Source organism: Kribbella sp. NPDC051587 (genome assembly GCF_044453945.1).
Taxonomy (GTDB): Bacteria; Actinomycetota; Actinomycetes; order Propionibacteriales; family Kribbellaceae; genus Kribbella.
The window spans coordinates 15323-42230 of sequence record NZ_JBITDE010000005.1; the positions used below are offsets into that span (position 1 = coordinate 15323).

Genomic DNA, 26908 nt, shown 5'->3' on the forward strand with positions numbered 1-26908 from the left:
ACCCCCACCACCAAACACCCACCCCTCCCGTCCCCGCCTCCCCACTGCCGGCGCAGATCCCGCCCAACCCGCTGTGGGGGCGGATCCCCACCTGCCCAGCCACCCCCTCAGGTCCCGACCCTCGGCCGTCCGCACTGTGAACGGATCTCCCCTCAGGTTGTCCCTTCTCCCCTCAAAATTTGAGTGGAGAACCAGCACATTGAGCGGATACCCCCTGAAATGCCCAAGTGCCGTGGGGCGCGAAGGCGGCGGCCCACACCATGGCCGACCCACATCCCTCCCCAAACCGCTTTGGGGAGGATCCCGGACCGGATCGGGGGGTGGATGCTCCCCGAACCGGTTTGGGGAGGCGGGCGGGGGCTAGCGGGTGAGGACGATTGCTACGGAGTGGGGTGGGAGGCGGACGGCGTCGGCGAGGAGGGTGGGTTGGCCGAAGGCGAGGAGGGTGTAGGACGCGCCTTCGACGGGGATCAGGGACTCGTCGGGGCTGAGGTTGACGACGATGCGCAGGTTGCCGCGGCTGATGATCAGCCGGCCGGGACCTTCGCTGACGGCGACCGAGGTCAGTTGGTCGTCTTTCAGTTCGGGGGTTCGGGCGCGGAGGGCGAGGAGATCGCGGTACCAGGTCAACAGCTCGCGGTGCGGCGCTTCGTCGACCTCGGACCAGTTCAGGACCGAGCTTCGCCAGGTCGCCGGGTCCTGCGGATCCGGGATCTCCTCGGCGTTCCAGCCGAAGGCGGCGAACTCCTGGCGTCGCCCGGTCCGGACCGCCTCGGCCAGCGCCGGCTCGTCGTGGTCGGTGAAGTAGCGCCACGGTGTGGACGCACCCCACTCCTCGCCCATGAACAGCATTGGCGTGTACGGCGAGGTGAGCACGAGCGCGGCACCGATCGCGTACTGCCCCGGGGTCAGCGCTGGTCGATCCCCCAGCGCGCGGTTGCCGATCTGATCGTGGTCGGACGTGTAGGCGAGGAATTGACCACCGCGATGCATGGCCGGATCGACCGGGTGCCCCCAGTCCTTCCCGCGGAACGTCGAGTAGGCGCCGTCATGCAGGAAGACGCGAGTCAGCACCTTCGCGAACACCCCGGGCTCAGCGAAGTCCTCGTAGTACCCAGCCCGCTCGCCGGTCAGCATGGTGTGCAGCGCGTGATGGAAGTCGTCGTTCCACTGCGCAGTCATCCCCAGTCCGCCCTCGGCCACCGGGTCGACCATGCGTGGGTCGTTCAGATCGGACTCTGCGACCAGTCCGAGCGGACGGCCGAGCTCTTCAGCCAGACTGGCGGTTTTGGTCGACAACTGCGCCAACAGGTGCGTCGGACTCTCATCCAGCAACGCATGTACGGCGTCCAGTCGCAGCGCGTCGATGTGGAAGTCGCGGAACCACCTCAGTGCGTTGTCGCAGATGAACCGGCGTACCTCGGTGCTGCCGGTGTCGTCGAGGTTGACCGCCGGTCCCCACGGAGTGGTGTGCTTATCGGTGAAGTACGGGCCGAACGAGTCCAGGTAGTTCCCGCTCGGTCCCAGGTGGTTGTAGACGACGTCCAGACAGACGGCAAGTCCCACCTCGTGACAGCGATTCACGAACGCCTGCAGGGCTTCCGGACCGCCGTACGGGTCGTGGACGGCGTACAGGTCGACGCCGTCGTAGCCCCAGCCGTGGCGGCCCGGAAACGCGGCCACTGGCATCAGCGAGACGATCTCGACGCCGAGCAGCACCAGGTAGTCCAGGTGGTCCGCAGCCGCGGCCAGCGTCCCCTCAGGAGTGAAGGTGCCGACGTGCAGCTCGTAGAAGACCGCACCGCGCACGTCCCGCCCGGCCCACTCGCTGTCGGTCCACCGGAAGCGACTGGTGTCGAAGACCCGACTGAAGCCGTGCACACCGTCAGGCTGCCAAGGGCTGCGCGGATCCGGCAGGGGATCACTACCGTCGATAGTGAACGCGTAGTCCGTGCCATGGTGCGCTTCGACCACCTCACGCGCCCACCACCCATCAGCAGCCGCGCGCATCGGCAGTACGCCGTCTCGGAGGACCAGGTCGACAGTGGAGGCCTCGGGTGCCCAGACGGTGAAGGTGTGCAAGCGGTCAGCTCCTCACGAGCAGTGCCACCGGGAGGTCCTCCAGCAGCTCCTGAATCCGAGCCGCTCCACTACCCACGACCCGGCCGGTCAACACGTTCTTCCACTCACCACTCGGCAGTACGACGGTGCTGTCGCCCCAGCCGCCCAGCCGGTACAGAGCGGCCGGCAGTCGCGTGGCGATCGTGATCACCTCATCGCCACGAGCAAACGCGACCGCATGCCCGTTGGATGTGGGCAGTGGGGTGTAACCACCGGCAAACGCCTCCGGGTACTGCCGACGCAGCCGGAGCGCCCGTGCCGTGACCAGCAGCTTCTCGTCGGACAGGTCGTCCGGCTTCGCTCCCTCGTCCAGCCGGCGCAGCCGCGCGATCCGGTCCTCGTAGTCGACCTCACGCCGGTTGTCCGGGTCCACCAGCGACAGGTCCACCAGCTCGGTGCCCTGGTACACATCCGGTACGCCGGGCATCGTCAACTGCACCAGCTTCTGGCCAAGCGTCGCCGCGCGAACGAACTCGGTCTGCTTGTCCACAAAACGCCGTACCGACTCAAGAACCTGTGAGTCAGCCAGGACCGCAGTCACGAAGGACGCGACGGCCTGCTCGTACTCCTCGTCCACCTCGGTCCAGGTGGTGTGCCGCTTGGCCTCGCGGATCGCCTTGACCAAGTAGCCCTGCAGACGGTCCTCAGCGATCGGACCGTCGCCCCACGTGCCGAACAGCGTCTGCCAGAACAGGTACTCAGTGCTGCCGTCGAGAAGCGGACTGCGGTGGTCCTCAGACAGCCGCCGCCACTCACGCACTGCCTCAGCCCAGGCAGCAGGCTGCTCGGACAGTACGCCGAGCCGCGCCCGCACGTCCTCGGAACGCTTGGTGTCGTGTGTGGACAGTGTGGTCATCGTCCGCGGCCAACGCCGGTTCAGCTGCGCCGAGAACGCGTGGAACTCCTCCGGTGTCACACCGAAGTGCTCCGGGTCCCCACCGACCTCGTTGAGCGAGGAGAGCCGGAACCAGCGGTAGAACGCGGTGTCCTCGATCCCCTTGGCCATCACGGGCCCGCAGGTCTGCTGGAACCGCACGATGAGTTCATGCCGCGCGTGCTCGTCGATCCGGCTCGCGGTGCCGACCTCACGACCCATCAGCAGGTCCAGGACGACGTCCAGCGTCTCCTGCCGATCCTCATCGAGGTGCTCACGAACCTTGGTGGCCGCCCGCTCCAGCACGCGGATCGCTGACGGCGCCGGCGGCTCCCCCGGTACGACGTACGCCCGGTAGACGTCGAACTGAACGAGCAACTCGGCCACGACCTCATGGAAAGCCCGCCGGGTGTGGTCACGCAGTCTGACGTCGTCCTGGCAGATGCGTGCCAGCAACTCGACCAGCCGGTGCACTTCGGCGTACTGGCCGTGTTTGACGATCTCTCGCTTCGCTTCGACCACTACTGGACTGAAGTCGGCCGGCTCGCCAGTCAGCTCAGAGTGCAGTGCTGCAAGGGGTGCTGCGCCTGCGGGGTCGATGAACAGACCGCCTACCCGCAGCAGCGCGTCATAGCCGGTGGTACCGGCGCACGGCCAGTCGGGCGGCAGCTCCTCCTCACCCTCGAGGATCTTCTCCACCACAACCCATGCACCGCCGGTCCGCTCGGCCAGCCGACGCAGGTAGCCGCGTGGGTCAGCCAGACCGTCCGGGTGGTCGATGCGGAAGCCGTTGAGCTTCCCCTCCTGCAGGAGCTCGAACAGCAAGGCATGCGTGGCTTCGAAGACCTCTTGCGTCTCCACGCGTACCGCGGCCAACGTGTCGACGTCGAAGAAGCGCCGGTAGTTCAGCTCCTCGTCAGCGACTCGCCAGTGCGCCAGCCGGTACCACTGCTCCGTGACCAGCTCGGCGATCGGGAGGTCCGCCGTACCGGGTCTTAGTGGGTACTCGTGGTCGTAGTACCGCAGGACGTCGCCGTCGACCGCCAGCTCGCCCTCGGCGAGCACCTTGCCGATCCGCTGCCCCAGGACAGCCATCAGCAACGGCTGGTTCCCCGAACCCCAGTCGACGTCGAACCACTCCGCGTACGGCGATCCTGGGCCGTCCCGCAGGACTGACCAGAGCGCCTTGTTGAGCCGGGCCGGTGTGGGCACCGCGACGTGGTTCGGGACCACGTCGGCGATCGCGCCCATCCGCAGCTCGGCCAGCCGGGCGGACAGCCGCTCGAACCCCCGACGGCCGCCCATCGGCTCGGACAACCGGCTGTGGTCCACCACGTCGTACCCATGGGTGGAACCGGGCGCGGCCTGCAGGATCGGAGACAGGTAGGCGTGAGAGATCCCGAGGCTACTCAGGTACGGGACAACCCCTGCCGCATCCTCGAACCCGAACTCGGCGCGCAACTGCAGCCGGTACGTCGCCTGCGGGATCTGGTTCATCCTGCGGTCCGCCGCGGCCGGGTGAGCACCAGCATGCCGTGGTCCTCGAGCCGGATCGTGCTCCCTGCGGGGTGCTCCCCCTCCTCAGCCCGGCCGGTCGGGCGGACGGTGTCCACCACCACCGTCCAGACCTCGCCGAACTCGCTCCCGGGCAGCAGGAACTCCTCCGGCTCGTAGTTGCTGTTCAGCAGGATCAGGAACGAGTCGTCGACCACCGGCTCGCCGCGCGGGTCCGGCTCGGAGATCGCGTCGCCGTTGAGGAAGACGGCCACCGCGCGAGCGTCGTCGCGGCTCCAGTCGCCGTCCTGCATCTCCTTGCCGTCCGGGGTGAACCAGACCAGGTCGCCCAGCCCGTCGACCCCCTGGTCGCCGTGGAAGAAGCGGCGGCGCCGGAAGACCGGGTGCTCGTTGCGCAGCCGGACCAGCTGACCGGTGAACTCGAGCAGGTCCTTCTGCTCCTCGTCCAGATCCCAGTTCACCCAGGCCAGCTCGTTGTCCTGGCAGTAGACGTTGTTGTTGCCGGACTGGGTCCGGCCCAGCTCGTCGCCGTGCGCGAGCATCGGGACGCCCTGCGAGATCAGCAGCGTGGCCAGGAAGTTGCGCTGCTGCTTGGACCGCAGCTTGCGCACCTCCGTGTCGTCGGTGGGTCCCTCGACGCCGCAGTTCCAGGAGCGGTTGTGGCTCTCGCCGTCGTTACCGCCCTCGCCGTTGGCCTCGTTGTGCTTCTCGTTGTAGGAGACGAGGTCGCGCAGGGTGAAGCCGTCGTGCGCGGTGACGAAGTTGATACTCGCCAGCGGCCGCCGGCTGTCGTCGCGGTACAGGTCCGACGAACCGGTCAGCCGGGAGCCGAACTCGGCCAGCGTGTACTTCTCACCACGCCAGAAGTCGCGGACGGTGTCGCGGTACTTGCCGTTCCACTCGGTCCACAGCGGCGGGAAGTTGCCCACCTGGTAGCCGCCGTCGCCGACGTCCCACGGCTCGGCGATCAGCTTCACCTGGCTGACGATCGGGTCCTGCTGGACCAGGTCGAAGAACGCCGACAGCCGGTCGACCTCGTGGAACTGACGGGCCAGCGTCGACGCGAGGTCGAAGCGGAACCCGTCCACGTGCATCTCGGTGACCCAGTAGCGCAACGAGTCCATGATCAGCTGGAGGACGTGCGGGTGCCGCATCAGCAGGCTGTTGCCGGTGCCGGTGGTGTCGTAGTAGTGCGACTTGTCCGCGTCCACCAGCCGGTAGTACGCCGCGTTGTCGATGCCCTTGAACGACAGCGTCGGGCCCATCTCGTTGCCCTCGGCGGTGTGGTTGTAGACGACGTCGAGGATCACCTCGATGTCGGCCTCGTGCAGCGCCTGCACCATCGTCTTGAACTCGGTCACCTGCTGACCGCGCGTCCCCAGCGACGAGTAGGAGTTGTGCGGGGCGAAGAACCCGATCGTGTTGTAACCCCAGTAGTTCGTGAGGTTCAGCTCCTGCAGATGCCCGTCCTGGGCGAACTGGTGCACCGGCATCAGCTCGATCGCGGTCACCCCGAGCTCCTTGAGGTGCTCGATCACCGCCGGGTGCCCGATCCCGGCGTACGTGCCGCGGATCTCCTCCGGCAGCCCCGGGTGGGTCTTGGTCAGCCCCTTGACGTGCGCCTCGTAGATCACCGTCTCGTGGTACGCGTGCCCCGGCGGCCGGTCGTTGCCCCAGTCGAAGAACGGGTTGGTGACCACCGAGAGCATCGTGTGCTCGCGGTTGTCCATCGTGTTCAGCTCGCTCGGGTTGCCGAACCGGTAGCTGAACAGCGACTCGTCACCGTCCACCTGCCCGTCGATCGCCTTCGCGTACGGGTCCAGCAACAGCTTGGACGCGTTGCACCGGTGCCCGTCGGCCGGGCTGTACGGCCCATGCACCCGGAACCCGTACCGCTGCCCCGGCTGCACCGCCGGCAGGTACGCATGGTGGACGAACCCGTCCACCTCCGTCAGCTGCACCAACTGCTCGGTCCCGTCGTCACCGATCAGGGCCAGATCAACTCTCTCGGCCACCTCCGAGAACACCGCGAAGTTCGTCCCGGAGCCGTCGTACGTGGCTCCGAGGGGATAAGGACGACCAGGCCATTTCTGCACCTGAAGACAGTAGCCACCTCCACCCCCAGACCTCGCATCCCGGTCTCGATTACTACCGAGTGTTCACCCGCGATCGCGTGTTCATCCGACTACGTGGAGTAAGTTCAGGCGCATGTTCAGGCGTTCGATGATCTTGGGTACGGCGTTTTTGATCGTGGCGGCCGGGTCGGCCGCCGCGACCCCGGTGCGGCCGATGGTGGTTGGGGGGACGTTGGCGAGTGTTGCTGAGGCGCCTTGGGCGGTGGCTATTACCAATTCGGGGGCCGCGCGGGCGAGCAAGCGGTGGTGTGGTGGGGTGCTGGTTGCCCCGAACAAGGTGCTGACTGCGGCTCACTGCGCCGCGCGGCCGCTGGCGTCGTACGGCGTGGTTCAGGGGCGAGCCGATCTGGCCGACCTGTCGAGTGGGCGGTACTCGGCGGTCAGTGCGGTGTGGGTGCATCCGGGGTACAGCACGACGACTAACCGCAACGACTTCGCCGTACTGACCTTGAAGAAGCCGATGACCGGGGTGCCGGTGATGGGGTTGGAGACGAGCGCGAAGGCCGACCGGCGCGGCGCCGTACCGACTGTTTACGGGTGGGGTGACACGGCGGGGACCGGGCCGGAGGACACGCTGCAGAAGGTCGCGGTGCCCGATCTCGGGGACGCGACGTGCCTGGGGATCGAGGGGTACGCCGAGAACGGGTACGCGGCGGCGGCGAACGTGTGTGCCGGTTATCTGGATGGAACAGGCGACGCGTGCCAGGGCGACTCGGGTGGACCGCTGGTGCTGAACGGGCGGTTGCTCGGGATCGTCTCGTGGGGCAAGGGATGTGCGGAACCGCACTATCCCGGCGTTTACGCGGAGGTCGCACCGGTGGTCAAGACCCTCCTTCAGCAGGTATCACTGGGGGTATGAGTGAGCCTGTTCGGGTGATCAAGGCGGGTGACCTGGTGGCGGCGGATCCGACCAGTGGGATGGTGCGGATGCGGGCGTTCGAGCTGCCGTTGTTGTGGGCGGGGCAGGTCACGACGGAGCCTGGGGCGATCTCGGGCTGGCATCACCACGACAAGAACGAGAGCAGCCTGTACATCGTTTCCGGCGTACTGCGGCTCGAGTTCGAGGGCACGGACGAGTACTTGGATGCGGTGGCCGGGGACTTCGTGCATGTGCCGGCGTTCACCGTTCATCGGGAGAGCAACCCGGCCAAGATCCCGTCGCTGGCGATTATCGCGCGGGCCGGCGGCGGGATCCCGACCGTGAACGTGGATCAGCCGAAGCGGTCGTAGGCGGGCAGCGTCAGGAAGTCGACGTACTCGTCGGCCAGGGCCACCTCGAGGAAGAGCGCTCGGGCGGACTGGTAGCGCAGTGACTCCGGGAGAGCGTTGATCTCTTCGTCGGCGATGCGCTCGACGAGTTCGGTCGTGACCGTGTCGCCGGTGTCGAGGACGACGCCGTTCTTGCGCCACTGCCAGATCTGCGAGCGGGAGATCTCGGCGGTGGCGGCGTCCTCCATCAGGTTGAAGATACCGACCGCGCCGGTGCCTTCGAGCCAGGCCGCGAGGTACTGAAGCGCGACGCTGATGTTGTTGCGCAGACCGGCTTCGGTGACCGAGCCAGGAGTGGCGGCGACGTCGAGGAGCTGTTCGGCGGTGACGTCGACGTCTTCGCGGAGCTTGTCGACCTGGTTGGGCTTGTCACCCAGTACGGCGTCGAACACCGCGCGGCACGTCTCGACCATGCCCGGGTGGGCCACCCATGAGCCGTCGAAACCGTCGCCGGCCTCACGGGTCTTGTCGGCCTGGACCTTCGCGAAGGCCTGCTCGTTCACGGCCGGGTCCTTGCTCGGGATGAACGCCGCCATACCGCCGATCGCGTGCGCACCGCGCTTGTGGCACGTCCGCACGAGCAGCTCGGTGTAGGCGCGCATGAACGGCACGGTCATCGTGACGCTGTTGCGGTCCGGGAGCTGGAACTCGACACCGCGGTCGCGATGCGTCTTGATCACGCTGAACATGTAGTCCCAGCGGCCCGCGTTCAGACCGGCCGAGTGCTCGCGCAGTTCGTAGAGGATCTCCTCCATCTCGAACGCGGCCGGGTACGTCTCGATCAGCACGGTCGCGCGGATCGTCCCGCGCGGAATCCCGAGGGCCTCCTGCGCGGTGACGAACACGTCGTTCCACAGCCGCGCCTCGAGGTGCGACTCCATCTTCGGCAGGTAGAAGTACGGGCCCTGGCCGCGGTCCAGCTGCAGTTGTCCACAGGCCGCGAAGTACAGCGCGAAGTCGACCAGCGAACCGGAGACCGGCACCCCGTCGACCAGGATGTGCTTCTCCGGCAGGTGCCAGCCCCGCGGCCGGACGACGATGGTCGCGAGCTCCTCGTCGGGCTTCAGCGCGTAGGACTTGGTGTCGGTGCTGAAGTCGATCTTCCGGGTGATCGCGTCGAGCAGGTTCAGCTGACCGCCGACCACGTTCTCCCAGGTCGGGGTGTTCGCGTCCTCCTGGTCGGCCAGCCACACCTTGGCCCCGGAGTTGAGCGCGTTGATCGTCATCTTCCGGTCGGTCGGCCCGGTGATCTCCACCCGGCGGTCGACCAGCCCGGGCGCCGCCGGCGCGACCCGCCAGTCCGGGTCCTCCCGGACGGCCTTCGTCTCGGGCAGGAACCCGAGCGACGCCCCACCCGCGATCGCGGCGATCCGCCCGGTACGGCGGTCCAGCAGGCCCAGCCGGCGTTCGTCATACTCGCGATGCAGTGTCTCGATCAGGGCGAGTGCCCGCTCGGTCAGGATCTCGTCGTACCGGTCGCCCTTGGTTCCGATCACCTCGATAGCCATGCCGGTCAGCCTAACTTCGGGAGCACGTCGCGGAGGACCTGGGCGTGGTCCTCGGGACGGGACAGGCCGTAGTTCATCGTGTTGACGCAGAGGTGGGTGGCGCCGAGCTCACGCCACGCGTCGGCGTACGCACGCCAGTCCTGCTGCGGTACGGCGTTCAGCGACAGGCGGGCCTCGATACCGATCTCGGCGGGATCCCGGCCGGCCTCCTCCGCGGCGTCCCGGATGATCTGGATCTGCGCGCGCATCGCGTCGTCCGGAGCACCCTGCGGCATCCAACCGTCCCCGATCCGACCGGTCCTGCGCAGTACGGCGTCTGCACCGCCCCCGAACCAGATAGGGATCTTCCGGCCAGGCAGCGGGTTGAGGCCGGCCTCATTCACCTGGTCGTACTTGCCTTCGTGGGTGAGGACCGGGTCGGCCCAGAGCTTGCGGAGCAGCTCGACCTGCTCGGTCAACCGCGCTCCGCGCTGCGTGAACGGTACGCCGAGAGCGTCGTACTCGACCTGGTTCCAGCCGATGCCGACGCCGAGCCGCAGCCGACCTCCGGAGAGCACGTCGATCTCGGCCGCCTGCTTCGCGACGAGCGCGGTCTGGCGCTGCGGCAGGACGAGTACGCCGGTCACGAGCTCGAGCGACGTGGTGATGGCGGCCAGGTAGCCGAACAGCACGAAAACCTCGTGAAACAAGGACTTGTCGGTGTATCCCTTCCAGCCCGGCCGGTTCGTGGGGTCCGCACCGAGCACGTGATCGTAGGCGAGCGCGTGCGTGTAGCCCGCCTCCTCGACCGTCAGCGTCCAGTCCCGCACGACAGCCGGGTCCGCGCCGATCTCGAGCTGCGGGAAGACTGCACCGATCCTCATGCCTTGATCAACTCCAAGAGTCCTTGAACAGCCTGCTCGAACGGTTCCGGCGATCCCGCCGCGCGGGCGAGTACGTACCCACCCTGCAGGACGGCGGCGATCGTGGCCGCCAGTCGCGGCGGGTCGACGGTGGTCGCGAACTCACCGTTGCGCTTGCCCTCGGCAATCACTTCGGCCAGCCGGCCGCGCAACCAGCCCAGCGTCTCGTCGACAGGTGCCCGGAGGTCGGGGTCCGCAATCACGTCCGGGTCCGCGGCGAGCCGGCCGACCTGGCATCCACGCAGGACCTCGCGGTCCCGTTCGAGATAGCGCGTGATCCGCTCGGCCGCCGTACCGGATCCGTCGAGCTGCTCCTCGGCCGCGGCGCGCAGCTCGGCGCCGGACCGCTCGATCGCGGCCTTCGCCAACTCGGCCTTGCCGCTGAAGTGGTGATACATGCTGCCCTGACCGGCCCCCGCGGCCGCCTGGATCGCCTTCGGGCTCGTCCCGACATAGCCCCGCTCCCACAACAGCTCCTGCGTACTGCGAATCAACCGCTCGACCGTCTCCACCCACTCACTGTACCCAGAGGTACACAGCCACGTCAGGTGGCTGAGAGTTGAGGGGGACCGATAGTCTGCAGGCCTATGAGTACCAGTGTCGCCATTGCGGTAATCACGTTTAGGCGGCCTGGTCTGTTGCGTGGACTCCTGACGAGTTTGCAGGCCCAGGAGCTGCCCGAGGGCTCGGATTATGCGGTCCGGATCGTCGTCGTGGACAACGATGCCGACGGCACCGCGGCCCAGGTGGTGGCCGCGTTCGACGGCGATCGGTACCCGATCGAGTCGGTGGTGGAGCCCGAGCCGGGGATCCCGTTCGCGCGCGAGCGCTCGGTGGAGCTCTGCTGGAACGACGACGCACTGATCTTCGTCGACGACGACGAGGTCGCTCCGTCCAACTGGCTGGCGACGCTGCTGGACGCCTGGGAGAGATCCGGTGCCGACGTTGTCACCGGCCCGGTGAAGGGCAATCTCCCCGACGGCGCCCCGCCGTGGAACCACTACAGCGACGTCCACGACTCGACCGGCCGGCACACCACCGGCCTCGAGATGCGCAAGGCGTACACGAACAACACGCTGGTCAGCCGGCGGGTTTATCACACGATCACGCCGGGCTTCCATCCCGCGTTCCGCTACACCGGCTCCAGCGACCTGCACTTCTTCCTGCGGGTGCACCGGGCCGGCTTCCGGATCGTCTGGTGTGAAGAGGCCGTGATCGCCGAGGAGGTCCCGCCCGCGCGGACCACGCTCAGTTGGCTGGTACGGCGTGCCTTCCGCTCCGGCAGCGGGGACACGATCAGCCGCCTGCTGATCCGTCCGGGCGCGGTCAGCTACGTGCTGGTGCTGGCCTATGCTTCCGCCCGGGTGGTCTCGGCGATCGGCTACGCGCTCGCCGGACTGCTGCTCGGCCGGAAGACGCACCTGCTCAAGGCAGTCCGCCGGTTCTTCTCCGGGGTCGGCAGCCTGGCAGGCATAGTAGGGATCAACCATGACGAGTACCGGGAACGGCACGGCGCCGAACACGACGGTGGCGAGCCTGTGCCGGGCGATCTGGCAGGTGGAGCAGGACCTGAGTCTGCTCGACTGGCAGATCCGGGGCGCGCACCCGTGGCCGATCATCCGGATGCGCGTCTTCCATGAGCTGACCCGTCGTTCCGGCATCCACGGTGTTCCCCATCCGGTCCGCCGTTCCACCGGCGCCAAGCTCGGCCTGGTCGGGCGGCATGTGGCCGGTCTCGCGACCCGCAACCCGTTCCTCGGCCGGTACGACGCTCTCGTCGTACCGCATCCGCGGAAACCGGACGGTGTCGAGATCTACACCGACGAACTCCGCTCTGCGTTGGGCCCGTCCGCGTTGATCCTCGACTCGGGGATCAATGGGGTACCGCTGCCCGGCAGCCGCAATCTCGACTTCTTCACCTCGGCCGCTGGTGCGGTGCACTCACGGTCGGTCGACGACCGTGGGGTCGGGGCGGCGTTATCAGCGTTGACCGGAGTCTCGGTGCCGGTCGGGGCGCTGCTCGCTCGCGAGGTGCCCAAGCATCTGCGGCTGCGGGCGCTCTACCGTCGGTTGCTGAAGCGGCACGACATCAAGACCGTGTACGTCGTCGTGGCCTACTTCCACCAGCACATCGTCGGCGCCGCCCGTGACCTCGGCATCCGTGTCGTCGAACTCCAGCACGGCGCGATCAGCCCCTTCCACCTCGGCTACAGCTACCCAGGCCGCCCGGTCGTCGCTGACCAGCCCGACGAGCTGTGGACCTTCGGCTCGTACTGGTCCTCGGTCGCCGACCTCCCGGCCGGAATGCAGACCTCCGTCGTCGGGGTGCCGTACCTGCCTGCTGTTGAGCCGAAGGACCCTTCGCTCGCGGTCTTCCTCTCCCAAGGAACAACCGGCGGCGATCTCCTCCACGTCGCGTCGTCAGTTGCCAAGGCCAACCCTGGGTTGAAGGTCCTCTTCCGCCTCCACCCCAGTGAACATGCCGCCGACTACACCCCCGCGCCCGGCGTCGAGCTCTCGACCACAGGCAACACCCTCGACCTCCTAGCGCGAGCGACGTACCAGGTAGGCGTCTCCACCACCGCCCTCTTCGAAGGCATGGCCCTAGGCTGCCGCACCGCCGTAGCCAACCTCCCCGGCCACGAGTACCTGGCCGGACCCATCACCGCCGGCCACGCCGTACTGCTCACCGACCCAGCCGACCTCCCGAACGCCCCTCTCTGCCCCACTCCCGACATCTACTACGCCCCCAGCGCCCTCCCCCCACTTTGAGCACCCACCGACCATTCGCGGGCGGCTTGGGTGGTTGAGCCGTGCTCAAGGTGGATTGTCGGTGGGGGCTTTTAGGGTCGCGGCATGCGGAGTGTGGAGTTGGGGCGGACGGGGTTGCGGGTCAGCAGGTTGGGGTTGGGGCTGGCTTCGATCGGGGGGATGTTCGCGGCGGTGCCGGAGTCGCAGGCGATCGCGACGATCGACCGGGCGTGGGAGCTCGGGGTGCGGTTGTTCGACACTGCGCCGGTCTACGGGTACGGCGTCTCCGAGCAACGGACCGGGTTGGCGCTTCGCGGGCGGCCGCGGAATCGGTTCGTGCTCTCCACCAAGGTCGGGCGGCTGATCGAGCCCGGCGGACCGGACCTGCAGCCGATCTGGGCCGAGCCACCGGCGGGTGTCGGGCCGCGGCTCGATTACTCGTACGGCGCGGTGATCCGCTCGTTCGAGGCGAGTCTGGAGCGGATGGGGATCGACCGGATCGACATCCTGCACATCCACGACCCTGACCTCGACTTCGCGACCGCCTCGACCGACGCCCTCCGCGCGCTCAACGAGCTGCGTGGCCGCGGCGCGATCCGGGCGATCTCGCTCGGCGTGAACCACGCGGACGTCGCCGCCCGGTTCCTCCGTGAGACAGGTACCGCCGGACCGGACTGCATCCTGCTCGCCGGCCGCTACACGCTGCTCGACCGCTCCGCGACTGACGAGCTACTCCCACTGTGCTCGGACCTCGGCGTGGCTGTCATCGCGGCCGGGGTGTTCCAAGGCGGGGTGCTCGCCGACACCGCGGACGGCGCTCCCCACGGGTACGCCCGAGTCCGACCCGAGCTGCTCGCCCGGATCGACCGACTCCGCGCGCTGTGCCGCCAGTACGACGTACCGGTGCTGGCGGCCGCGATTCAGTTCCCGCTCCGGCATCCCGCCGTACCGGCTGTGGTCGTCGGGGCGCGGAGTCCGCGGGAGATCAGCGAGGCCGCGGGGTGGCTGGAACACGCCGTCCCCGAAGCATTCTGGGCGGAGCTGGTCACGCACTAAGGTCGGCGGTATGCGGTTCATGCTGCTCCACAAGACGAACGACTCACTCGAAGCCGGCAACCCGCCGTCCGCGGAGATCCTCGCGCGGGCGGACGCGGTCCTCGAAGAGATGCGGCAGGCCGGCATCCTGCTGGTCGCCGAGGGCCTGATGCCGAGCGCCCACGGCGCCCGCATCTCGGTCGCGGAACCAGGCCCCGCACGCGTCATCGACGGCCCCTTCGCCGAGACCAAGGAGCTCGTCGCCGGGCTGTCGATCATCCGCGTCGACTCCAAGGAGGACGCGGTCCGCTGGGCCCTGCGCTTCGCCGAGGCCGACCCCTACACCGAGATCGACATCCTCGAGATCGCCGGCTAAAGCTTCAGGTGCAGGATCGGGGAGGGCTTGTTGGTCGAGTCCCGCTCGCTCCGGCCCACCAGCTTGAACCCGTAGTGCTCGTAGAAACCAACCGCCTGCGGGTTCTGCTCGTTCACGTCCACAGCCGTCGCCGCAAACTCCTTGCGCGCGTGGTCGAGCAGTAAGGTCCCACCGCCCTGCCCGCGGTACGCCGGATCCAGGAACAACATCTCCACGTTCCCCTCGGCCACCCCGACGAAGCCGACCAGGTACCCGTCGTCGGTCCGCAACCCCGCCAGCTGCGGGATCTCCGCGAACGCACCTCGCACCAGCGGCCGGAACACGTCGAGATCCGCCTCGGTCACGAAGTCGTGAGTAGCCCGGACCGACGCCTCCCACAACTCGGCCGCCCGCCCGTACTCCTCCGCCCGAACCTCCCCGATCTCCATCCCCACAAGGTAAAGCGGCCCAGCCTCTTCGGCCATCACATTTCTGCGGACCGCCATCACCCACCAACCTCTGCGCCTCGTGCACCTCCACGCCTGGCGACCTGTCAGCAAGCCCTTCCCGCCGACGTCAGTGGGTGGTGGAGGTCCACCTGGGCCCGGCTGAGGTCGCGTGAACGAGCAGCTGCATCGGGAGGAGGTGGGGGTTGGTGTCGGGGGTGCCGGTCATCAGGTGTTCGAGGAGGTTGGCGGCTTGGCGGCCTAGGTCGTCGCGGGGCATCGCGACGGTGGTCAGCGTGGTTTGGCCGGACCAGTCGAGCGACAAGTTGTCGAAGCCGATGACCGAGAGATCATCCGGTACGGCGACGCCCAGCTGCGCGAGTTTGTTGAGTGCACCTTGGGCGACCAGGTCGTTGTAGGTGACGACTGCGGTGGCACCCGTCGGGAGGATCTGGTCGGCGGTCGCGTGACCGTCGGCGGCGGTGGCGCCGCAGGGGATGACCGTCACGTGGAGGCCGAAAGCGGCAGCGGCCTCTAGCGCGCGGATGCGTTCGCCGTTGGCCCAGGAGGCTTCCGGCCCGCTGAGGTAGGCGACCTCGCGATGGCCGAGTTGAGCGAGATGCCCGCAGATGAGCGTCGTACCGCCGTAGAAGTCCACCGAGATCGACGGTACGGCGAGGCCGGGGACGATGCGGTTGACGAGCACCATCGGGTGCCCGCGGTCGGCGAGGTCGACGAGCTGGTCGCGCGGCATGCGGGGTGAGCAGAGCAGGAGGCCGTCGCAGCTGCGGAGGAGGTCGGCGACCAGCTCTGGTTCGACGGCCGGGTTCTCCTCGGACTCCATGATCATCACGCGGTGACCGTTCGCGCGGGCGACGGCGCTGACGGCTTTGAGGATCTCCGGGAAGTACGGGTTGGCGAGGTCCGGGACGAGCACGCCGATCGTGCCCCAACGCCCGCGCGCCAGTCCTTGGGCGGCGGCATTCGGGCGATAGCCGAGGGTGCGAACCGCCGTCTGGACGCGGTCCGCGAGGGCCGCGTCGACCTTCGCCGTGCCGTTCAGGACCCGAGAGACGGTGGCCGGCGAGACCCCGGCGGCCGCGCCGACGTCGGTGATCGTCACCCGCTGCATGGCTCGCGACTGTCTCACCTCCTTCTGAAATCCCTTTCTCAGGATCACTGATCCACAAGGTCATGCACAACCTGTGGATATGAAACCGCTTTCTCAGCTCTTGCCGCGAGCGACCCGCCGGATCTACCCTGAATCCGGCAAGCGCTTACCAACGAGGGAGTGTGCAGCAGTGGGCCACGGCGTGTTCGCGTACACCTGGGACCTGATCGGCGACCCGGACGCCGCCGTACGGATCGCTGAGCTGGGCGCCGACACGGTCACCCTGCAGGCGGCGTACCACGCGGTCCGCGGCATCACCCCCTGGCACCCGGCCCACCGCGTCGTCCACGCTGAGCACGCGGCGGCGTACTTCCCGATCCGCCCAGACCGTTGGTCCGGCCTGCGCCCACTTGCCCCCAGCTGGGCTGTGGATAACCCCGACCGCTTCGGTACTGCGGCCGCCGCGCTCACCGCCGCTGGGCTGTCGGTCGAGGCATGGCTCGTGCTGACTCACTCATCTGCCGTCGGTGCTGCTCACCCGGACGTGACCGTGCGGAACGCGTACGGCGAGCGGTATCCGTATGCGTTGTGCCCGTCGCACCAGGCGGTTCGTGAGTACGCGCTGACACTCGTGAGCGAGGTCTGCGACCAGTACGACGTCGGCGCGCTGATGCTCGAGGCGTGTGGCTGGCTCGGCTTCGACCACGGCAGTCACCACGAGAAGACCGATGGAGCCGAGCTGTCGGCCACCGCCCGCCGCCTACTCTCCCTCTGTTTCTGCCCTGCCTGCCGTACGGCGCTGGGATCCGACGCCGACCGGATGGCCCAGTCGGTGCGAGCCGCCGTCGACGCCGAGCTGCACGGCTCTCCCGCGCCCAACATCGACGCCACTGCCCTCCTCAACCACCGAGCCACGGTCATCGCCGACCTGGTCCGCGAAGCAAAGTCGCTAGCGGGAGGAGACCGCCGAGTGTTGCTCATGGCAACAGATGACCCCTGGGTGACCGGGCCAGATGTAGGCGTTGACTTCCAGAGCGTGCAGCCCGATGCCTTCGTCCTGAAATGCTGGGGCGACGCCGGCGCCGCCGCCCGCCAACTGAAGGCAGCAGCCCAACGAACCGACGTCCCGCTAGTGGCCAACGTGACAGCCCTCAACGAGCACTGGGACGGCGTCACCGAGTTGCTAGAAGCAGGAGCCGCCGAAGTCAGGTACTACCACGCGGGCCTGGCCTCGCAAGCACGTCTGGAACGGATCCGCACCGCCATCACCGAGGCACGCTCATGACCTTGGTGCTGGTGATGTTGCCGCCTCTGAGTGCGGAAACTGCTGAGTGGCCCGGGCGGTTGGAGGCCGCCGTACCGGGGGTGCGGGTGGTGACAGATGCTGAGGCGATCGAGCGGGCGGATGCGGCGTATGGGGTGTTGCCGGAGGAGTTGCTGAAGCGGGCGGGGCGGCTTCGGTGGTTGCAGGCTCCGCAGGCTGGGCCGGCGCCGGACTTCTACTACCCGGCGTTGGTTGAGCATCCCGTGGTGGTGACGAACATGCGGGACACGTACACCGATCATGTGGCGACGCACACGCTCGCGTTGGTGTTGGCGATGGCTCGGGGGCTGCCGCGTTACGTCCGCGAGCAGCAGGCTGCGCGGTGGGCGCCCGACTGGGATCCACAGGCGGTCCTGCCACTGGGTGAGGCGACGGCACTGATCATCGGAGGGGGAGCCGTCGGGGCTGAGGTTGGGCGGCTACTTGCAGAGTTCGGTACGACGGTCATCGGGGTTGATGCTCGGATCACCGAGCCACCGAAGGGGTTTGCCGCGCTGCACCCCGTGGACCACCTGGACGAACTGCTGCCGACCGCGGATGTGGTCGTACTGACCGTGCCGCACACCCCGCAGACCGAAGGCATGATCAACGCCGAACGCCTCAAGCACTTCAAGCCGACCGCCCTCTTCGTGAACGTCGGTCGCGGTCCCACCGTCCGGCTCGATGACCTGGCCGAAGCTCAGCTCGGCGGCATCGCGCTCGACGTGTTCGAGACCGAGCCACTACCGCCCGACCACCCGCTGTGGTCGCGGCCCGACGTACTGATCACTCCGCATGTGGCCGGGGCAGGGCCACATGCGGCCGAACGACGATTCGCCGTACTGCTGGAGAACACCCGTCGGTTCCTCGCTGGGGACCCGTTGATCAACCAGGTCGACAAAGCCCAGCGGTTCTGATGATTGCCCACCGCCCCCGAAGGAGAACAGCATGTTCGTCCGAGCACTCCTCGCCACCGCACTGCTGGCCGCGTCCGCCGCGGCCGTACCCGCGACTGCAGCAACAACGGCCTGTACGACGCCGGCCGACGTACTGAATCTGGCCAACTGGAAGGTGCAGTTGCCGGTCGACAACCCGAACCAGTCCGGCACGCAGGTGCTGGAGGTCGGCCAGCCCCAGCTCGACGGCTACGAGTTGAGCCCGTGGTTCATCGACCAGCCCAACTGCAACGGCGTCCGCTTCCGCAACGCGGTGAACGGCGTCACCACGCCGAACACCACCTATGCCCGCTCCGAACTGCGCGAGATGAAGGGGTCGTCCGCCGCCTCGTGGTCGTCGACCTCCGGTACCCACACGATGATCATCGACGAGGCGATCACGCACCGGCCGAACACCAAGCCGCAAGTCATCGCCGGCCAGATCCACAACGGCAACGACATGTCCACGTTCCGCCTCGACGGCTCCAGCCTCTACGTCACGAACGAGAACGACACGCACTACAAGCTTGTCGACGGCAACTACACGCTCGGCAAGCGGTTCCAGGCGAAGTTCGTGGTCAGCAACGGATCGATCAAGGCGTACTACAACAACGTGCTGCAGACAACGATCCCGAAGTCGTTCAGCGGCGGCTACTTCAAGGCCGGCGTCTACACCCAGGCGAACTGCACCAACTCCTCGCCCTGCGACACCAGCAACTACGGCGAGACCGTGATCTACAACGTCACCGTCACGCACAGCTGAACCGACGGGGCCCCGCGACCCGGGGCCCCGGTCCGTCAGGCCAGCGTTCCCTCTTCGGCGACCACCAGCGAGTCGATCGCCGCGAAGAACCGCGCGATCCCTGGCAGGTTGCCGCCCTTCTCGCGCGACGCCGCGAAGTCCTCGGCGGTCTCCCATTCGACGATGTCGAGCCACTCGTCCCCCGGCAGCTGCACCAGTCGCGCGTTCAGGAACCCGGCCCGATCAGCCGCGAAATCCTTGAGCATCTCCGCCCGTGCCTCCAGCAACTCGGAGGTCTTCTCCGGCAGCACGCGGAAGCGGGTCAGTTCAACGGTGGTCATCTCAGTCCTCTCAAGACAGGTTGGTCGAGGCCCAACCGGTGATGTCGTCACGACGAATCGCGGCCGCCATCAGGTCGGGAAAACGATCAGGTGTACAGGCAAAAGTCGGTACGCCGAGCTCCACGAGCGCCGCGGCGTTCTCGGCGTCGTACGACGGTGTCCCGGAGTCGGCCAGGGCCAGCAACGCGATCACCTGGACACCTGCTTCAACCAAACCACGGGCCCGCCGCAACAATTCCTCGCGCACTCCACCTTCGTAGAGATCGGAGATCAGCACGAGAACGGTCTCCGAAGGCTTGGTGACCAACTGCTCGCAATAAGCGAGCGCCCGGTTGATATCCGTGCCACCACCCAGCTGGGTCCCGAACAGGACGTCGACCGGATCCTCCAGCTGATCGGTCAGATCGACCACCGCCGTGTCGAACACGACCAGGCTCGTCTTCAACGTCCGGATCGACCCGAGCACCGCCCCGAACAACGCGGCGTACACGACCGACTCCGCCATCGACCCCGACTGATCAATCGCCAGTACGACGTCCCGCTGCACGCTGTGATTCCGCCGCGCGTACCCGACCAGCCGATCGGGGACGATCGTGCCGAGCGCCGGTGAGAAGTGCTTGAGGTTGGCCCGGATCGTCCGGTCCCAGTCGATGTCGGAGTGCCGCGGCCGACCCGTCCGGCCAGCTCGATCGAGTGCACCGGTGACGGCCGCCTTGGTGCGCTCGGCCAACCGGGCCTCCAGCTCGGCGACCACCCGACCGACCACCTCGCGCGCGGTCTGTTTGGTCTCCTCGGGCATCACCTCGTTGAGCGCCATCAGCGTGCTGACCAGATGCACGTCCGGCTCGACCGCGTTCAGCAGCTCCGGCTCCATCAGCATCCGCGTGATGCCGAGCCGGTCGACCGCGTCGCGCTGCATCACTTGGACGACAGTGCTCGGGAAGTACTGCCGGATATCCCCCAGCCAGCGGGCCACTCTCGGGGCGGAGGATCCGAGTCCGGCAGCTCGTTGACCACCGTGGTCGCCCGGTGCGGCGTCGTACAGGGCGGCGAGCGCCTTGTCGATCGACTGGTCGGTGCTGGACAGCGTCGTACCGGTCTCGGGGTCGGCCTCGCTGCCGAGCACGAGTCGCCAGCGCCGTAGTCGCTCGTCCATCAGACCCCCAGCAATTGCGCGACCACCGGCAGCACAGAGGCGGCCAGCTCGGCGTCGAGATCGTTGTCATCAGCAACCACAGCACTCCCGGGATCGGCCAGCACTTTCGCCCGCGCGCCGATCGTCCGCCGCTCGGGGGCCGCGAAAGTCCCGAAAGTCCTTCGCAGCAACGGCAAAACCTCGACGAACGCGTCATCCGGAATCCCACCCAGCCAGGCGTCGACCAGACCCAGCAACCGCTCGTCGTGCACGAGCAGCAGCCCACCACCGGCGAGGAACCCCTCGACAAACCCGGCCGCGTCGACAGTCGGTGTACCGGGTGAGAGCGCGCGACCAAGCCTGAGGGCGATCTCCTGGTCCGGCAGGCGCGACGTGTCGAGCATCAACCGCGTCAACCGCCCGCGGATCAACGGCGGCACCGACGGCCGATCGCTCAACCCCTGCAGGGTTTCCAGCCACTCGGCCCGCACATCCTCGGTCAGTAGCGCGGTCGCATCCTGCACCCCGTCGATCAATTCCTGTACGGCAGTCGCCGCGTCCGGATCGAGTCCGTGCACAGTGCGGTCGAGGCCCGCGCAGATCCGTGACACCATCCGGCTCGCGACCGCGGCCAGCCCGGCGGTATCGGTACCACGCACATCGCCGTACCGGGATGAGCGCGCCAACGCGGGCAGCGCCGCCATCAGATGCCCGACATCCGCATCGGCCGCGGCTCTTGTATCGACGCCGGCCAACAATGCGGGCAGGGCGTCATCAAGGGCCGCGAGCAACGACTTCTCCAGCGCTGCGGTGACGTCTGCCAAGGTGTTGGCGTCATCGGCCGCGCGCAACATCACCGTGGTCGCGGCGCCGACTACCGTCGTACCGTGGGCGCCCGCGGCAACGAGTTCGACCTCGAGACCGGGGTCCCAGATCAGCTTCCACATCTCGCGGAACGTGCCCTGGGCCCGTCGCTCATCGGTTGCCGGCACACCCCAATGCACGCCGAGGATCCGCAGCCGATGCAGGAGCCGCGACTTCTGCAGGTCATTGGCCTTCCGCAGATCGAGCTCGATCACACGCTCGGTCGCATCCCTACGCAGTCTTAGCCGCCGCGCTTGAGCCGCGAGATCAGCGGCCACCGGCGCTTGTGGCGTCTTGCCCGGAACCGTCCCGAGCAGCTCACCGACGACCGCTTCGCGAGTGACGAGATTCAGCAGTACGTCGTTGCCTCCGCAGAGGACTGCGCGTGTTGCTTCGGTCACCTCGCTCAGCCCGGCCAACGGCCGTTCCCGCAGCGCAGCCAACGTGTCGGCGAGGCGGACGGCCTCGATCACGTGAGCGCTCGACACGGGGAGGTCCTCGGCCCGCAGTACCTGGGCGACCTTGGTTAACCAGCGCGTGGTGATCTGATCCGGCGCGGTGAACAGGTGGTGGTACCAGCCCGGCGAGGTGATGCCGGCGCCGTACCCGCTGGCCGCCGCGAGCCGGCCATGCGTCCACGGCACCCAGGTGCAGGCGACCTTCCGCTTCGGCAGGCCCTTCAGGATGCGGGCGTCATGTGTTGCCGGGGGCAACGGAGCTTCCAGCGCGGGCACATGCCAGGCCCCGCAGACGACCGCGATCCGTTCAAAACCTTCGCGGATCGCCTTCCGCAGTACCGTCCGCATGTACGCCTCACGTTGCGCCTCACGACCACTCGCCACCTCGTCGTGACGCAGCTCGCGCATCGCGTCCGCGATCACGGTGAACGGCTCGGCGCCATCCCGCCGCGACTCGATCACGTCGTCCCACCAGCGCTCGGGATCGTCGTACCCGCCCGCGTTCGCCAGCGTCGCCAAGGGATCCATCGACGCACCCCGGCGCCCCTCGCGACCTTCCGATGCGAACTGGTGTGCGGCCGGCAGATCGCAGAACCGCACCGGTACGTCGGCCGCGAGCGCGTACTTGATCGCCTGCCACTCCGGACTGAACACCGCGAAGGGCCAGAACGCGGCCCGGGTCGAATCGTCCACCGCGTAGGCCAGCAACGCGACCGGTGGTTCCATCTCCTCGGATGCGGCCAACTCGACGACCTTGTCCGCCTCGGGCGGTCCTTCGATCAACACGATGTCGGGCTGGAGTTCAGCGAGGGTCGTCGCGACCGCGCGCGCCGACCCCGGCCCGTGGTGCCGAATCCCGAGCAGGTGAACGGTCATCCGGAGATCTCTCGCGCAGCGCGATAGAACGGCGCCCAGTCGTCGCGCTCGCGAACCACGGTCTCCAGGTACTCCGACCAGACCACGCGATCGGCGGACGGATCCTTGACGACCGCGCCAAGGATGCCGCCGGCAACGTCTGTCGGTCGCAGGACACCGTCCCCGAAGTGCGCGGCCAGCGCGAGACCGCCGGTCACCACGCTGATCGCCTCTGCGGTCGACAGCGTGCCGGACGGCGACTTGACCGCCGTACGGCCGTCTTCGGTGCGGCCCGAACGGAGTTCGCGGAAGATCGTCACCACGCGACGGATCTCGTCGAGCGCGTCGTCGGCCTGCGGGAGTTCGAGCGCCGAACCGAGTTGCGCGACCCGGCGGGAGACGATCTCGACCTCGTCCTCGGCGTTGTCCGGCAACGGGAGTACGACGGTGTTGAACCGGCGGCGCAGTGCGGACGAGAGCTCGTTGATGCCCTTGTCCCGGTCGTTGGCCGTCGCAATGACATTGAATCCCTTGCGGGCTTGGACTTCCGTCGCCAGCTCAGGAATCGGCAGCGTCTTCTCGGACAGGATGGTGATCAGCGCATCCTGGACGTCGGACGGCATCCGGGTCAGCTCTTCGATCCGGGCGATCTTCGCCTCGGCCATGGCCCGCTGGACCGGACTCGGCACGAGCGCGGCCTCACTGGGGCCCTGGGCAATCAACTGCGCGTAGTTCCACCCGTACCGGATCGCCTCCTCGGCCGTGCCCGCCGTACCTTGCACGAGCAGCGTGGAGTCCCCACTGATCGCGGCCGCGAGATGCTCGCTCACCCACGTCTTCGCCGTACCGGGGACACCGAGCAGCAGCAGCGCCCGATCCGTCGCGAGGGTCGCCACCGCGACCTCGATCAGCCGCCGCGGACCGACGTACTTGGGTGAGATCTCAGTGTCACCGGCGCGTCCGCCCAGCAGGTAGGTGACCACCGCCGCGGGCGACAGCAACCACGCCGGAGGCCGCGGCCGGTCGTCCGCTGCCCTGAGCGCGGCGAGCTCCGCGGCGTACTCGGTCTCGGCGTGCGGCCGCAGTACTTCAGTGGTCATGACAGCTCCTCATAAAGCTCGCGGCGGAAGGTCAGGGTTTCGACGAGCCGGCGGCGCCAGGTGTCTTCTTCGCCGGTCGGTTCGCGGGTGATCGGATGGTTCAGTACGTCGGGAGGTACGGCGCGGGCGGTGACGCTCGCCAGGCGGGCCCAGTCGCGGGCCGTGCCGACCTTGGCGAGTTGGTCGAGCAGCATGGTGGCAAGGCTTGTCGGCCACGGGACGGGCAGGCCGCCGACGAGTTCGGTGATGTCGACGGTCTTGCGGAGTGCCTCAACGGCGCGGGCCCATTCGTCGGGCGGGAGGAGTCTCAGGAGCTCCGCCGGGCTGCGCGTGCCGGTGTTGGCGCCGGTTCGGAGTAGCTCGCGAGCCCACTCGGCCGAGCCTTCACGGATAGCCGCCTCGGTCCAGGCCGCCTGGAGAACCTCAGGGGCAACGCCCTCCACCGGCAGCTGCAGCCAGCTGAGTTCCATCGCCGCGAGCGGACTAGCAGCAACAATCTGGCGGAACCAGTTGGCCCGCTTGCCGATCCCTTCGGTGAACTGAGAGTCGAGCCCGTCGCGTTCCATACTCGCATTGAGCTGCCGCGGCAGGTCCGCCTTAAGCACGTCCTGCGTGACAACCAGATGCGCGTTGAGCCGCTCAACCATCCGCCGACTAAGACGGCTGCCGGTCAGTCGGGTCAGCAGAGTCGCCGCGATCCGTCGTACCTCCCGGGAGCGATCATCAAGCGTTGCCTCGAGAAACTCCTCGTCGGCATCGCTCAAACCTTCGGTCAGCAGGCCGAGGAAGTCGGTACGGGTGGCGGCGGACTCGGTCGGCCAGACCTCGCGGAGTTCTTCCAGGGCGGCGGCCGGATCGGTCCGGCGGAGGTCGCGCAGCCAGCTTCTCCGTTGGATCGGATCACCGTGGGTCCAGAGGTCAGTGTTGTTGCTGTCAGCAACCGCTGCATGCAGGAATCGCCAGTCAGGGTTGAGATCCGCGAGCCAGTGCGCTCGTCGACCCGCGGCCGCGATCACCAGCGGGCGGTATTCCGCGCGGTTGCGGGCGTGGTCGGCCAACGCCGGCAAGTACTCCGGGGGCACACCCCAACCGCGCGCGTCCGCAGCCCTCAGCCACTCACCGAGCGCGGTGGACTGGAATCCGCCAAGCATCGCCGACAACCGTCGAATCGCCACCGGCCTCGGCAACGGCCGATCCTCACCGGGGACCTGCGGGAGCGGCTCGACGTCGCGGAGAGGTCTGCGCCCAGCGCGGCGGTAGAGCGTTGCCAACGCTGCGGCGTCGAGGAGCCCGCCCTCTCCGAGTTGCTCCTGGATCGCCTCGGGCAACTCCTCGAAGTGCGCGGGTCGGCGCTCGGTTCCGAGGAGTGCAGAGCTGACCAGCCCGTCCCAGCCCTTCATAGGATCACCGGGCGGTCTTCGTGCCAGCAGGTCATAGGGCGGAAGCCGGCGCGGTTCCATTCGCCGGCGACGGTGATGGGATCGCCGGCGGATACGGCGAGGAGTTTCCAGGGGTCGATGCCGGGGAGGAGTTCCAGGGCGTCGCCTTCGAGATCGACGAGAGCCCAGCCTTCGCCGTACCGGGCTGGGCGGACGTCTTGGAGGACAAGCGGCCAGCGTTCGTTCCAGGGGTCGGCGGCGACGGATTCGACGTACGACGCTAGTGCTCGGTGGGCTGTGGTTCCGGCGGGGCGCGGTGCGGGGAGGCGGGGTGCGGACTGGGTGAGCAGCGCGCGCATCGGCAGGGCTCCGGGGTAGTAGGACAGGACGCCGGGAACGTACTCACCCGGTCGGGCCGGCAGCGGCTCGAGGGGACGACCGCCGGCAGCGAAGTTGAGGAGGAGACCGAGGCGACCGGTTGTTGCCCCACGCAACCAGACGCGACGGACGGTGAGGTGGTCGTCGGGTTCGATGATGCGGCCGAGGACCAGCCAGTCGTCCTCGACCTTCTCCCCTTCGGCCAGGACGCGAGCGGTTTCGACGGTCCAACCGATGCGGGATTGCACGGTGTCCGCGAGCGCGGGCGGGAGGTCGGCCAGTCGCGCGTGCGCGGAGACGATCAGGTGGATGAGCGACAACTCCTCGAGCAGCTCACCGGGCCAACCGTGACCGCGCCCGACCACCGCGGCAGCTCGCCGTACCGCACCTGCAACGCCACCTGCCTGCGCATCAACCATCCGGGCGGCCAACCGGCTCAGCTCGGTATACGCGCGCTGGTCGAATCCACCCAGCCCCTGGCGCACCTGGTCATCCAGCCAACTAGCCAACTCCGCCATCCCCGCCGACACCCGATCAGCCCGCCGCGACGCGCGCTCCTGCGCAGCCAGCGGATCAGCAACCTCCCCCGGCTTCCGCTCCGGCCGCTCAGCCCGCTTGCTGACCCACGAGTCCACCCACTCCGGCTCGTCCCCCGGCGGAACCTCACCGCCGGCCCACACCAACAGCAACCCCAGCGCGTGCTTGCACGGAAACTTCCGGCTAGGACAAGAACACTTGTACGCCGGCCCGTTCAGATCGACCGCAGTCTGATACGGCTGCTTCCCACTCCCCTGGCACAACCCCCACACCGCCCGCGCCGAACTCCCCACCCCCGACCACTTGGCCGCCCGCCCCAACCCCTGCCCCGCCTTCGCAGCCGCAGAATCAGGCGCCAACCCCAGCACCCGCTCCACATCCCACGTCTCCACCCCGAAAGCATCCCACCCACCCCCGACACCCCAACGACAGGAGGTAGTCGCCTACGCACACCCCCATCCCCGCCTACACCACCCCGCAGTGGACACATATGTCCTGTCCCTGCACCGATCACCCACCAACCGCCGTACGACGAACTCGCGCCCATCCCCAGGTCCGCCACGTCCCGTCCCCCGGATCCCATCTCATGGGTTGACCCCCGAGATGGTGGGTTCTGGACTCTCATGCGGGTGCAGAACCCACCACCTGATGGGTGAACCCACCAGCTCCCGTACGACGAACTCGCGCCGGTCGGTTCGTCAGGCCAACCCCGTCCCGTCAGATGTCATCTCGTGGCTGAGCTCGCGGTCCCCGAGCTAACGTCCGAAGGATCGGAGACCCGCCCTCCGCCCGTTCGGACGTTAGCGGCGCTGGGCGCGACTCGGCCGGCGGCGGCCGAGTGGAGCCTTCGGGTTGCGGT

The 26908-nt window shown here is 68.0% G+C and carries 23 protein-coding genes; 9 read left to right on the forward strand and 14 right to left on the reverse strand.

Annotated features, from left to right (window positions below):
• Positions 1–360: 360 nt before the first annotated feature.
• From treZ to glgX, 3 genes are read right to left on the reverse strand one after another with little or no spacing between them, the layout of a single operon-like run.
• Complete coding sequence (gene treZ / locus ACIA49_RS19320) at positions 361–2082, reverse strand: malto-oligosyltrehalose trehalohydrolase (RefSeq protein WP_396378569.1); 1722 nt, start codon at positions 2080–2082, stop codon at positions 361–363.
• A gap of 4 nt (positions 2083–2086) precedes the next feature.
• Positions 2087–4492, reverse strand: a complete 2406-nt coding sequence (gene treY, locus ACIA49_RS19325; RefSeq protein ID WP_396378570.1) for a malto-oligosyltrehalose synthase — start codon at positions 4490–4492, stop codon at positions 2087–2089.
• Complete coding sequence (glgX, locus tag ACIA49_RS19330) at positions 4489–6606, reverse strand: glycogen debranching protein GlgX (protein WP_396378571.1); 2118 nt, start codon at positions 6604–6606, stop codon at positions 4489–4491. Before glgX ends, treY begins: the two co-directional genes overlap by 4 nt.
• 112 nt (positions 6607–6718) lie before the next feature.
• Here glgX and ACIA49_RS19335 point away from each other — a divergent pair, with 112 nt between their 5' ends.
• Positions 6719–7504: a S1 family peptidase gene (locus tag ACIA49_RS19335; RefSeq protein WP_396378572.1), complete on the forward strand. Its 786-nt coding sequence runs from the start codon at positions 6719–6721 to the stop codon at positions 7502–7504.
• Positions 7501–7875: a cupin domain-containing protein gene (locus tag ACIA49_RS19340; RefSeq protein WP_396378573.1), complete on the forward strand. Its 375-nt coding sequence runs from the start codon at positions 7501–7503 to the stop codon at positions 7873–7875. The genes ACIA49_RS19335 and ACIA49_RS19340 overlap by 4 nt, the downstream gene beginning before the upstream one ends.
• Here ACIA49_RS19340 and aceB read toward each other — a convergent pair.
• From aceB to ACIA49_RS19355, 3 genes are read right to left on the reverse strand one after another with little or no spacing between them, the layout of a single operon-like run.
• Entirely contained in the window at positions 7857–9422 is a 1566-nt protein-coding gene (gene aceB / locus ACIA49_RS19345; protein WP_396378574.1) for a malate synthase A, read from the reverse strand. The two genes, ACIA49_RS19340 and aceB, sit on opposite strands and share 19 nt — an antisense overlap.
• A gap of 5 nt (positions 9423–9427) precedes the next feature.
• Complete coding sequence (locus ACIA49_RS19350) at positions 9428–10285, reverse strand: LLM class F420-dependent oxidoreductase (RefSeq protein ID WP_396378575.1); 858 nt, start codon at positions 10283–10285, stop codon at positions 9428–9430.
• Complete coding sequence (locus tag ACIA49_RS19355; RefSeq protein WP_396378576.1) at positions 10282–10836, reverse strand: TetR/AcrR family transcriptional regulator; 555 nt, start codon at positions 10834–10836, stop codon at positions 10282–10284. Before ACIA49_RS19355 ends, ACIA49_RS19350 begins: the two co-directional genes overlap by 4 nt.
• A gap of 75 nt (positions 10837–10911) precedes the next feature.
• On the opposite strand from ACIA49_RS19355, the gene ACIA49_RS19360 reads away from it, so the two are divergent.
• From ACIA49_RS19360 to ACIA49_RS19375, 4 genes are all read left to right on the forward strand, one after another.
• Complete coding sequence (locus tag ACIA49_RS19360; RefSeq protein WP_396378577.1) at positions 10912–11964, forward strand: glycosyltransferase family 2 protein; 1053 nt, start codon at positions 10912–10914, stop codon at positions 11962–11964.
• Positions 11948–13096, forward strand: a complete 1149-nt coding sequence (locus ACIA49_RS19365; protein WP_396379028.1) for a hypothetical protein — start codon at positions 11948–11950, stop codon at positions 13094–13096. Before ACIA49_RS19360 ends, ACIA49_RS19365 begins: the two co-directional genes overlap by 17 nt.
• An 84-nt stretch (positions 13097–13180) precedes the next feature.
• A complete protein-coding gene (locus ACIA49_RS19370; protein WP_396378578.1) occupies positions 13181–14131 on the forward strand; it encodes an aldo/keto reductase in 951 nt (316 codons plus the stop codon).
• A gap of 10 nt (positions 14132–14141) precedes the next feature.
• Entirely contained in the window at positions 14142–14486 is a 345-nt protein-coding gene (locus tag ACIA49_RS19375; RefSeq protein ID WP_391542483.1) for a YciI family protein, read from the forward strand.
• Here ACIA49_RS19375 and ACIA49_RS19380 read toward each other — a convergent pair.
• The gene (locus tag ACIA49_RS19380) at positions 14483–14914 is read right to left on the reverse strand and encodes a GNAT family N-acetyltransferase (protein WP_396378579.1); all 432 of its coding nucleotides are present in this window, start codon (positions 14912–14914) and stop codon (positions 14483–14485) included. The genes ACIA49_RS19375 and ACIA49_RS19380 overlap by 4 nt on opposite strands.
• A 127-nt stretch (positions 14915–15041) precedes the next feature.
• The gene (locus ACIA49_RS19385; RefSeq protein ID WP_396378580.1) at positions 15042–16043 is read right to left on the reverse strand and encodes a LacI family DNA-binding transcriptional regulator; all 1002 of its coding nucleotides are present in this window, start codon (positions 16041–16043) and stop codon (positions 15042–15044) included.
• A 169-nt stretch (positions 16044–16212) separates the two neighbouring features.
• Here ACIA49_RS19385 and ACIA49_RS19390 point away from each other — a divergent pair, with 169 nt between their 5' ends.
• From ACIA49_RS19390 to ACIA49_RS19400, 3 genes are read left to right on the forward strand one after another with little or no spacing between them, the layout of a single operon-like run.
• Complete coding sequence (locus ACIA49_RS19390; RefSeq protein ID WP_396378581.1) at positions 16213–17307, forward strand: hypothetical protein; 1095 nt, start codon at positions 16213–16215, stop codon at positions 17305–17307.
• Positions 17304–18242, forward strand: a complete 939-nt coding sequence (locus ACIA49_RS19395; RefSeq protein ID WP_396378582.1) for a D-2-hydroxyacid dehydrogenase — start codon at positions 17304–17306, stop codon at positions 18240–18242. The genes ACIA49_RS19390 and ACIA49_RS19395 overlap by 4 nt, the downstream gene beginning before the upstream one ends.
• 31 nt (positions 18243–18273) lie before the next feature.
• Entirely contained in the window at positions 18274–19023 is a 750-nt protein-coding gene (locus ACIA49_RS19400; protein WP_396378583.1) for a polysaccharide lyase family 7 protein, read from the forward strand.
• A gap of 35 nt (positions 19024–19058) precedes the next feature.
• Here the strand turns inward: ACIA49_RS19400 and ACIA49_RS19405 are convergent, their stop codons facing one another.
• The 6 genes from ACIA49_RS19405 to ACIA49_RS19430 are packed head-to-tail and all read right to left on the reverse strand — an operon-like array spanning position 19059 to position 26441.
• Positions 19059–19343 (reverse strand): antibiotic biosynthesis monooxygenase family protein, encoded by a 285-nt coding sequence (locus tag ACIA49_RS19405; protein ID WP_396378584.1) that lies wholly within the window; start codon positions 19341–19343, stop codon positions 19059–19061.
• A gap of 10 nt (positions 19344–19353) precedes the next feature.
• Complete coding sequence (locus ACIA49_RS19410) at positions 19354–20499, reverse strand: VWA domain-containing protein (protein ID WP_396378585.1); 1146 nt, start codon at positions 20497–20499, stop codon at positions 19354–19356.
• Positions 20499–22676: a DUF5682 family protein gene (locus ACIA49_RS19415; protein ID WP_396378586.1), complete on the reverse strand. Its 2178-nt coding sequence runs from the start codon at positions 22674–22676 to the stop codon at positions 20499–20501. Before ACIA49_RS19415 ends, ACIA49_RS19410 begins: the two co-directional genes overlap by 1 nt.
• Complete coding sequence (locus ACIA49_RS19420) at positions 22673–23755, reverse strand: AAA family ATPase (RefSeq protein ID WP_396378587.1); 1083 nt, start codon at positions 23753–23755, stop codon at positions 22673–22675. Before ACIA49_RS19420 ends, ACIA49_RS19415 begins: the two co-directional genes overlap by 4 nt.
• Positions 23752–25155 (reverse strand): DUF5691 domain-containing protein, encoded by a 1404-nt coding sequence (locus ACIA49_RS19425; protein WP_396378588.1) that lies wholly within the window; start codon positions 25153–25155, stop codon positions 23752–23754. Before ACIA49_RS19425 ends, ACIA49_RS19420 begins: the two co-directional genes overlap by 4 nt.
• Positions 25152–26441, reverse strand: coding sequence for an SWIM zinc finger family protein (locus tag ACIA49_RS19430; protein ID WP_396378589.1), 1290 nt, complete (start codon positions 26439–26441; stop codon positions 25152–25154). The genes ACIA49_RS19425 and ACIA49_RS19430 overlap by 4 nt, the downstream gene beginning before the upstream one ends.
• Positions 26442–26908: the final 467 nt, after the last annotated feature.

Excerpts from the sequence above, each read along its gene's own strand:
- ACIA49_RS19395 (WP_396378582.1), top strand. The coding sequence starts at position 17,304 with ATGACCTTGGTGCTGGTGATGTTGCCGCCTCTGAGTGCGGAAACTGCT.
- ACIA49_RS19415 (WP_396378586.1), bottom strand. The coding sequence starts at position 22,676 with ATGACCGTTCACCTGCTCGGGATTCGGCACCACGGGCCGGGGTCGGCG.
- ACIA49_RS19410 (WP_396378585.1), bottom strand. The coding sequence starts at position 20,499 with ATGGACGAGCGACTACGGCGCTGGCGACTCGTGCTCGGCAGCGAGGCC.
- treY (WP_396378570.1), bottom strand. The coding sequence starts at position 4,492 with ATGAACCAGATCCCGCAGGCGACGTACCGGCTGCAGTTGCGCGCCGAG.
- ACIA49_RS19400 (WP_396378583.1), top strand. The coding sequence starts at position 18,274 with ATGTTCGTCCGAGCACTCCTCGCCACCGCACTGCTGGCCGCGTCCGCC.
- ACIA49_RS19380 (WP_396378579.1), bottom strand. The coding sequence starts at position 14,914 with ATGGAGATCGGGGAGGTTCGGGCGGAGGAGTACGGGCGGGCGGCCGAG.
- ACIA49_RS19360 (WP_396378577.1), top strand. The coding sequence starts at position 10,912 with ATGAGTACCAGTGTCGCCATTGCGGTAATCACGTTTAGGCGGCCTGGT.
- ACIA49_RS19375 (WP_391542483.1), top strand. The coding sequence starts at position 14,142 with ATGCGGTTCATGCTGCTCCACAAGACGAACGACTCACTCGAAGCCGGC.
- ACIA49_RS19340 (WP_396378573.1), top strand. The coding sequence starts at position 7,501 with ATGAGTGAGCCTGTTCGGGTGATCAAGGCGGGTGACCTGGTGGCGGCG.
- aceB (WP_396378574.1), bottom strand. The coding sequence starts at position 9,422 with ATGGCTATCGAGGTGATCGGAACCAAGGGCGACCGGTACGACGAGATC.
- ACIA49_RS19425 (WP_396378588.1), bottom strand. The coding sequence starts at position 25,155 with ATGAAGGGCTGGGACGGGCTGGTCAGCTCTGCACTCCTCGGAACCGAG.
- ACIA49_RS19385 (WP_396378580.1), bottom strand. The coding sequence starts at position 16,043 with ATGCAGCGGGTGACGATCACCGACGTCGGCGCGGCCGCCGGGGTCTCG.
- ACIA49_RS19405 (WP_396378584.1), bottom strand. The coding sequence starts at position 19,343 with ATGACCACCGTTGAACTGACCCGCTTCCGCGTGCTGCCGGAGAAGACC.
- ACIA49_RS19350 (WP_396378575.1), bottom strand. The coding sequence starts at position 10,285 with ATGAGGATCGGTGCAGTCTTCCCGCAGCTCGAGATCGGCGCGGACCCG.
- ACIA49_RS19420 (WP_396378587.1), bottom strand. The coding sequence starts at position 23,755 with ATGACCACTGAAGTACTGCGGCCGCACGCCGAGACCGAGTACGCCGCG.
- ACIA49_RS19335 (WP_396378572.1), top strand. The coding sequence starts at position 6,719 with ATGTTCAGGCGTTCGATGATCTTGGGTACGGCGTTTTTGATCGTGGCG.
- ACIA49_RS19370 (WP_396378578.1), top strand. The coding sequence starts at position 13,181 with ATGCGGAGTGTGGAGTTGGGGCGGACGGGGTTGCGGGTCAGCAGGTTG.
- ACIA49_RS19365 (WP_396379028.1), top strand. The coding sequence starts at position 11,948 with ATGCGCGTCTTCCATGAGCTGACCCGTCGTTCCGGCATCCACGGTGTT.